Origin of the sequence: Synechococcus sp. Tobar12-5m-g (assembly GCF_024345415.1) — a bacterium.
Lineage (GTDB): Bacteria > Cyanobacteriota > Cyanobacteriia > PCC-6307 > Cyanobiaceae > Regnicoccus.
On record NZ_JAGQBB010000043.1, the window covers coordinates 1 to 7,569 of the forward strand.

6 protein-coding genes are annotated in these 7,569 nt (G+C 62.0%); 4 read left to right on the forward strand and 2 right to left on the reverse strand.

The window, feature by feature from the left end; translation table 11 throughout:
• Positions 1-326: 326 nt before the first annotated feature.
• Positions 327-731: a tellurite resistance TerB family protein gene (locus tag KBY66_RS15370; protein ID WP_255090498.1), complete on the forward strand. Its 405-nt coding sequence runs from the start codon at positions 327-329 to the stop codon at positions 729-731.
• Between the two features lie 634 nt (positions 732-1,365).
• Here KBY66_RS15370 and KBY66_RS15375 read toward each other — a convergent pair.
• Both KBY66_RS15375 and KBY66_RS15380 read right to left on the reverse strand, forming a co-directional pair.
• Positions 1,366-2,433, reverse strand: a complete 1,068-nt coding sequence (locus KBY66_RS15375; RefSeq protein WP_255090499.1) for a class I fructose-bisphosphate aldolase — start codon at positions 2,431-2,433, stop codon at positions 1,366-1,368.
• Positions 2,434-2,497: 64 nt separating this feature from the next.
• Positions 2,498-4,408, reverse strand: coding sequence for a transketolase C-terminal domain-containing protein (locus tag KBY66_RS15380; RefSeq protein WP_255090500.1), 1,911 nt, complete (start codon positions 4,406-4,408; stop codon positions 2,498-2,500).
• A 242-nt stretch (positions 4,409-4,650) separates the two neighbouring features.
• On the opposite strand from KBY66_RS15380, the gene pstC reads away from it, so the two are divergent.
• From pstC to pstB, 3 genes are read left to right on the forward strand one after another with little or no spacing between them, the layout of a single operon-like run.
• On the forward strand, positions 4,651-5,601 hold the full coding sequence (gene pstC / locus KBY66_RS15385; protein WP_255090502.1) for a phosphate ABC transporter permease subunit PstC: 951 nt from the start codon (positions 4,651-4,653) through the stop codon (positions 5,599-5,601).
• Positions 5,602-5,624: 23 nt separating this feature from the next.
• Positions 5,625-6,605 (forward strand): phosphate ABC transporter permease PstA, encoded by a 981-nt coding sequence (pstA, locus tag KBY66_RS15390; protein WP_255090501.1) that lies wholly within the window; start codon positions 5,625-5,627, stop codon positions 6,603-6,605.
• A 9-nt stretch (positions 6,606-6,614) separates the two neighbouring features.
• Positions 6,615-7,427, forward strand: coding sequence for a phosphate ABC transporter ATP-binding protein PstB (gene pstB, locus KBY66_RS15395; protein ID WP_255090503.1), 813 nt, complete (start codon positions 6,615-6,617; stop codon positions 7,425-7,427).
• Positions 7,428-7,569 lie beyond the last annotated feature (142 nt).

Genomic DNA, 7,569 nt, shown 5'->3' on the forward strand with positions numbered 1-7,569 from the left:
CAGGGGCGGAAGGACTTGGGCATGCCCCATTCTCCAGTCCAGATCCATTGCAGTCACAAGGATCTGGGCAGATTCATGGGCGTCCGTGGAGAGATCAGGTCGCGATCTACGCGCAACAGGCTCCTAGGAGTGGTGTCAGCCGCATCGGGAATCACCCATGGACGTATCCCAGCTGGCTTGACGGAACGGGTTTCACGAATTCCATCTGGCTGCAATGCTGAGAGCAGACGGAAGCACTGACCCAGAAACGCACCAAGGTTTGTGACGCGATGGCGATCTGATTCCCCCGCGGAGCTGCAATGAATGCAACCGATCCGGGATTTTCCATGACCCCCGCCGAGGCCTTCGCCGCCATTCCCCTGGCTGCTGTGTGCTGTGACAACAACTTCGACCGGGAGGAGGCGCACGTCCTCAAAGAACAGTTGATCAGCCGTTCCCCTTACCGAAGCATGACGCCGCTGGCCTTCGGTGAGCTGATCGATGGTCTCCTGCGCCTCTTCCGGCGCGATCACTGGCAGGAGCTGGTCCGCCAGGCCGTGCCAGCACTTACCGCCGAACAGCAGGAAGTGGCCTATGTGCTGGCCGTCAAGTTGGCGTTCTGCGATCGGGTGGTGAAACCGGAGGAGGAGGCCTTCCTCAGCACGCTGGCCAGCGAGCTTTCCCTGCCACCGGGACGGACGGCCCAGATCCAGGAGGTGTTTGCGCTGCTGCAGCGCGATGTTCTGGCCTGAGAATCCGGTGAGTGATCCCACCCATCCCGTAGTCGGGGCCGCAGGCTCGTCCTTCATGAACCTCTGCAGTGGGCTGCCCTTGTTGCCCCGCACCGACCTGCGGTCCGGGACTGTGGAGGAGGAAGGCCGCGATGCCGATCAGATGGTGATCAACGCCAGCGTGGCCTCCAACAACCAGCTGCTATCGGCAGGGCCCAGCGGTAGTCCTCGACCAGGGCCTGGTGGATCTGCGCGAGGTCAGGCATGGGAAAGGGTCTGCACGACAGAGCCCGGTGACAAGGACACCGGGCTCTGAAGGAGTTTTTTCATGGGGGCGGAGTGGCTGACGCTGGCACCTGGGGCCAGGGTTCCAGTGGGGCTTTCCCATGGGTCCGGGGCACCTGAGGCGAGGCCGTTAACGGTGCAGTGGACGGCGGCGGAACACACACAGCGGTGTCACACGCCAGGGAAGCCAGAGATCCGATGAGAGTGGTGGAGCAGGGGCCGGATCATCAGCGCTCCTGACGCCTGCCCTGGGGGAGTGTCATCCATCAAAGGGCCTCCGAAACCAATACAAGAACGATCGGACGGCCTGCTGGTGGGTGCAGTAGGGGTTTTTGCCTGAAAAGGAATGCCTACGCGTTGACCAGCTGTTTCAATACAGATACCCCGCCACGAACAGGCTCGCGTCGTTGGACGGTTGCGAACCGGCGCGGTAGGCCCCCAAGCTGGCCTCTGAGTTGGCCCGAGCCCTGGCCAGCAGGGCCCCCTGGCCAGCGGCCACGTCGTGACCGGCCCACTGCTGCAGGCAGGAGTGCTGCAGGGCCCGGCCAAAGGAGAAGCCCAGGTTCCAGGGGGCGCGGCGGCCGGCCCGGTTGACCGCATCGAGATACACGCTGGCCTCCTCCTCGCCCAGCCCACCGGAGAGGAAAACGATGCCCGGCACGCTGGCCGGGACAGTGCGGCGCAGAACGCTCACCGTGGCCTCGCCCACCTGCTGGGGCGTCTGGTCAGCGCGGTGGGAAGCGCCGGCGGTGGTCATCGACGGCTTCAGCAGGCTGCCCTCCAGCAACACGCCGTTCTCGGCCAGGGCCGCGTACACCTGCCGCAGCACCCGCTCTTGAACGGCTGCGGTGGTTTCGATCGGGTGGTCGCCATCCATCAGGATCTCGGGCTCCACCACCGGCACCAGGCCCTCCTCCTGCACGGTGCGGGCGTAGCGGGCCAGGCCCCAGGCGTTCTCCCGGATCGCCAGCTCCGAGGGGGCCCCCGCCGCCGTGATCCGCAGCACCGCCCGCCACTTGGCGAAGCGCGCCCCCCGGGCGTAGGAGCGGGCGGCGCGCTCCTGCAGGCCCCGCAGGCCGGTGCACCAGGTTTCACCGCCCAGGGCGCCAGCCAGCGGTTGCACGCCCTGATCCACCTTGATGCCGGGGATGATCCCCTGAGTGCGGAAGAGCTCCAGGATGGGTGTCCCATCGCTGGCGTCCTGGAAGAGGGTTTCCTCGTAGAGGATCACGCCGCTGATGGATTGCCCAAGGCCGCTGGTGCTGCCCAACAGGGAGCGGTAGGCGCGGCGATGGTCCTCGGTGTTCTCCAGGCCGATCGCCTCGAAGCGCTTGCCGATCGTGCCGGTGGATTCATCGGCTGCCAGCAACCCCTTGCCCGGGGACGCAATGGCGGTGGCGGTGGCGATGAGCTCCTCGCGGAAGGCCTCGAGTGCCATGGCGTGCAGCGGTGCAGGGGAGGATTCCAACGCTAGCCCTGGTCAACGGGAACCTTCCGGGCAATCAGCCCAGCAGGTTCCTGATGTGACTGATGATCCCAACGGGGTCGATGCCCTGGTGGGGGAACTGTTCCCAAAGGCCGCCGCAGCCTTCCCGGAAGGTGCCCAGGTGGGCGTAGCGGGGTGCATAGCCCCGCTCCAGCAGCCAGGTGCCATAGCGGCTGCCGAGGCCGGTGCGGCGGTTGAAGGATTCCACCACCAGCACGAAGGGTGAGCCTCCCGCTTTGGCAAGCATCGCCTCGTCCACCACGTTGAGGGTGGGCTTGTTGATGAGACCCACGTCGAGTCCTTCGACCCGCAGCTGCTCCACCGCATCGAGGGCCCGGTAGAGGCATTCCCCGAAGCTCACCACATAACCGGCACGGCCCTCGCGCACCAGCTCGTCCTTGCCGCTCTCAAACACATATTCCGGGCCATGCAGATCGGTGCCAGCGGCATCGAGCAGGTTGGGCACTTTCGAGCGGGTGGAGAACAGGAAGCGCAGGCCGGGATCGTTGAACACCGCCTTGACGCAGGCCCTCATCTGGGCCGCATCGGCCGGGAAATAGAGGCGGGTGGTGTTGTGCTCCTCGAGGCCGTTGTCGGCGAACAAGTTGTTGAGGCCGAAGTGGCAGGTGTTGTCCGCCATGTCGTCAATGCCGGCATGGGAGAAGTGGGCCAGCACGTTGGCGCCGTTCAGCCGCGCCATGGTGATCTCCGAGATGATCATCTCCAGGAAGGCGCTGAACGTGGCGAAGACCCCCTGGCGGCCGGCCTCCATGCCGAAACCCGCCGCTGCCGAGAAGTTGGCCCGCTCCATGATGCCGCCGCTCACGAAGATCTCCGGGAACGCCTTGCGGATCTGGCTCAGGCCGCAGGAGCCCTCCAGGTCGCTGTCCACCACCAGCACCTTGTCCTTGCGGGCTTCGGGCGACACCGCGCCGAGCAGCTCCACCACCGCATCCCCGAACACGTTGCGGTTCGCCTCCAGCCGCTGGCCGGAGCCCAGGAAGGTGGCGGGGTTGCTGGGTTTGACAATCCCCTTGAGATACTGCGCGGCGGTGTCCTGGCCCCGTTGCTCCAGGTAGGCGATCGCCAGGTCCACCGGGATCACGTCGTGGCCGTGGGTGGAGCCCTCCAGCCCCTCGATGCCCACCGCCATCGGCCGCCTGTTGATCACCGCCACGGGCCCCTCGCTGGCCACCGCCCGGCAGAGGCGGCCGTGGAGATCGTCGAGGTCCTCGCCGCTGCCGCCCAGGATGGCCAGACCATGGCCGCCGAGGGTGCGTTCCAGGTCGTAGCCCGGCTGGTACTGGGAAGGATGGCCAGCGATCGTGACGTCGTTGTCGTCGATCACCAGCTTCACGTTCAAACCGTGGGCCACCGCGAAGCGGGCCGCCTCGGCGTCATCGCCCTCCTGCTGGGCGCCGTCGGAGCCGAGGCAGAACACCGTCTTTCCCGGGTGGGCCAGGGCCACGCCATTCACGAACGGCCAGAGGTGCCCCAGCCGGCCAGAGCTGAACTGCACGCCGGGGGTGAGGCCCAGCTCGGGGTGTCCAGGCAGACGAGAATGGGCAGCGCGGTACTCAAGCAGCGCCTCAGCCGGCAGCTGGCCCCGCAGCACGCTGATCAGATACTGCGTGGCGACCCTATGGCCCGCCTCATCAAAGAAGACCGGCAGGAAGCGGTCGGGGGCGCCGCGAAAGAAGGCGTCGAGGATCATCACCTCCGGCACCGTGTCGTAGGGACCGCCGCTGTGGCCCCCCACGCCCCGGGCGGCGCCGGTTGCGGTAAAGAAGATGATCGCGTCTCGGCAGAGCTGGATGTTGGAGCGCAGGGCCTCGCGCTGCTCGGCGCTCAGGCTGGGCTGGGTTGGATCAAGGGCGAGGGGCTGATAAGCGCCCAGATCGATCGGGAAGGCGACGGTGGCAGGCATGGGCTTCGGCTGGTAGGACAAATCTGCCGGTGTCCTAACCCTGCCTGATGATTCCCAACGGAAGGGAAGGTCCGATCTTCATCATCAACGTGAATTCCCGCTGGACAATCCAACTCGGGAAAAAAGTTAGCTAAAATGCTTAACCGCGCCTTAAACAGGCGTCGCTAGTTTTGATGAACGAAATCCCTGTCCAGTCGTGGCTATACAACAGGCTACGCGGCGATGGTTGTCGGCAGTTGGCTATGGCTGAAAGCGCATCCCCCTTCACTCAGCGACGCAGGACCTGGAAGGATCGTGCGCTTGACCACGGCTTTCACTGGCTTTCGGTTGTCCTGGCATCGCTGGTTGGCGTGGTGTTGATCGCGATTCTGGTGGTTGTGTTCGGTGGCTCACTCGAAGCCATGGTGGCCTATGGCTTCAATTTCCTGATTCGCTCGAGCTGGGATCCGATCAACAATCAATATGGAGCGTTCACGGCGATCTATGGAACGCTGGTTTCGTCGATTTTGGCCCTGCTGATCGCCGTGCCATTGGGCGTGGGCTCCGCGGTGTTCATCACCGAGGCATTTCTTCCCTTTGGAATCAGGAAGATCATCGGTGGCATGGTCGAGTTGTTGGCAGCTATTCCTTCGGTTGTTCTGGGTCTGTGGGCCATTTTCGTGATGGAGCCCACCCTTCGCCCTCTGCTCAGTGACATTCACGAAACGCTGGGCTGGATTCCTCTGTTCAGCACCGCACCTATGGGGCCTGGCATGGCGCCCGCCGTGCTGATTCTCGTGGTGATGTTGTTACCCATCATCACCTGCATCTCCCGAGATACGCTCGATCAGGTGCCCGTGGAACTTCGCTTCGCTGCCTATGGCGTTGGGAGCAGTCGGTGGCAGTCGATCATCAAGATCATCTTGCCAGCGGCAATCTCTGGCATTGCCGGTGGTGTGCTGCTGGCGCTGGGAAGGGCCATGGGCGAGACCATGGCTGTTACAATGATCATTGGAAACTCGACCAACTTCTCTTTCAGCCTGTTGGCACCAGGCAATACCATTGCATCCATGCTTGCCAATCAGTTCGGAGAGGCCGATGGACTTCAGGTCTCTGCCCTGTTGTATGCCGCACTGGTGTTGATGGTGCTGACTCTGTTGGTGAATCTATTGGCCGAGTGGGTAGTCAGGCGGCTACGTCTTCACTATTCCTGAGTGCACCCAGTCTGGCCAGGAGTTTGGCCGTCAAGCGGCAAGACTCTTCTCAATTGCGATGGATCCAGATGCAATCTCCAAGCAACGTCCATTCCAAAGATGATCTGAGCGTTCATGCTTCAAGGGCCGATTTCGATTCCGCTCCACTCGAGTACAATCTTCTCCTCAAGCATAATCGAGAAGGGATCATCTATACCCTGCTAGCTGGACTATTCGCCTCGAGTGCGATTCTTCCATTGCTGCTTGTTCTTGGGTATGTCATCATCAAGGGCGGATCGCTGATGAATCTTGCTCTGTTCACGCAGCTTCCTTCTCCTCCTGGCCTGTCTGGAGGAGGGATCGCCAATGCCATCTTAGGCACCTTCGTGGTTACTGGGATCGCAAGCCTGATTGCCATCCCGATTGGTGTTGGTGGCGGAATCTACATTGCCGAATACTCCAGTAGCGGCCCCTTTTCGGTCTTTGTGCATTATGGATCGAATGTGCTTGCCGGTGTTCCATCAATTCTCTGCGGAGTCTTCGTTTATCTCATTGTTGTGAGCACCCGTCTGTTGTTTGGCGAAAGCTTCAGTGCTGTTGCAGGTGGACTGGCCCTGGCTGTGATCATGCTTCCCACCATCATCAAGACAACAGATGAAGCGCTGAAACTGGTGGAGAATGATCTTCGCTTGGCCGCCATGGCTGTGGGTGCCTCCAAGGTTGTCACCGTTTTACGCGTGACGCTGCCGGCAGCCTTCACACCGATCGCAACAGGGGCACTGCTAGGGATTGCCCGAGCTGCCGGGGAGACAGCGCCATTGATTTTCACCGCGTTGTTTGCCTTTTATTGGCCCGAAGGACTACTCAGGCCGATCGCCACCATGTCAGTGCTCGTCTTCAATTACTCGATCATGCCTTACGAGGCACAGAATCAATTGGCCCTGGCAGCCTCGTTCTTGCTGGTGATGCTGATCCTGCTCGCCAATCTTCTAGTTCACCAGCTAGGCCGGCTGGCGCGGGGTTGAAGCGTGAACATCCTCACTTCCCACTCCCCTGAAGCGCGATCATCCTCAACCTGCCTGGAACTGGAGAATGTCACGATTCGCTACGGCCGCCAGGAAGCTGTCCGCAACGTCAACATGCGTATTCCGTCGGGCAAGGTCACGGCCTTCATCGGCCCATCAGGTTGCGGGAAGTCCACGGTTCTACGCTCGATCAATCGCCTTAATGATCTGATTCCAGGCTGCACCCTGGCTGGCCGCGTGATCTTTCAGGGTCATGATCTCTACTCCAGTCAGATCGATCCCGTGCAGGTGCGCAGACGAATTGGAATGGTCTTTCAGAAGCCAAACCCGTTCCCGAAGAGCATCTACGAAAATATTGCGTATGGGGCCAGAATCAACGGGTTCAGGGGCGATATGGACGCCTTGGTCGAGGGCTCGCTTCGGCAGGCTGCCGTCTGGGAAGAATGCAAGGACAAGCTGGCTGAGAATGGCCTCTCCCTGAGTGGCGGCCAGCAACAGCGGCTCTGCATTGCACGCGCGATCTCGATCGCTCCAGAAGTGATCCTGATGGATGAGCCCTGCTCTGCTCTTGATCCGATCTCAACCGGCAAGATTGAGGATCTGGTCCGCTCCATGCGGGGCCAGTTCACGGTTGTCATCGTGACGCACAACTTGCAGCAGGCCTACCGAATCTCAGACCTGGCTGGGTTTTTCAATGTGATCCCAAGCTCGGATGGTTTTTCCAAAGTTGGGGTGATGGAAGAGTTCGGCGACACCTCACAGATCTTCAACGCCCCCAGGCAGGACACCACCAGGGATTACGTCGCCGGGCGTTTCGGTTGAACCCATGCCCGCGACCACCATCAGCAACGGCAGCAGCGCCCATCTCGGCGCCCTCGTCACGGCCTCGGGGGTGAACTTCTGCATCTATTCCAAGTACGCCTCCAGGGTCGAACTGCTGCTTTTCGATCGGGAGGACGCTGCG

What these genes read in the sequence shown, in the direction of transcription:
- pstC (WP_255090502.1), top strand. Translation starts at nt 4,651, where the DNA reads ATGGCTGAAAGCGCATCCCCCTTCACTCAGCGACGCAGGACCTGGAAG.
- KBY66_RS15375 (WP_255090499.1), bottom strand. Translation starts at nt 2,433, where the DNA reads ATGGCACTCGAGGCCTTCCGCGAGGAGCTCATCGCCACCGCCACCGCC.
- KBY66_RS15370 (WP_255090498.1), top strand. Translation starts at nt 327, where the DNA reads ATGACCCCCGCCGAGGCCTTCGCCGCCATTCCCCTGGCTGCTGTGTGC.
- KBY66_RS15380 (WP_255090500.1), bottom strand. Translation starts at nt 4,408, where the DNA reads ATGCCTGCCACCGTCGCCTTCCCGATCGATCTGGGCGCTTATCAGCCC.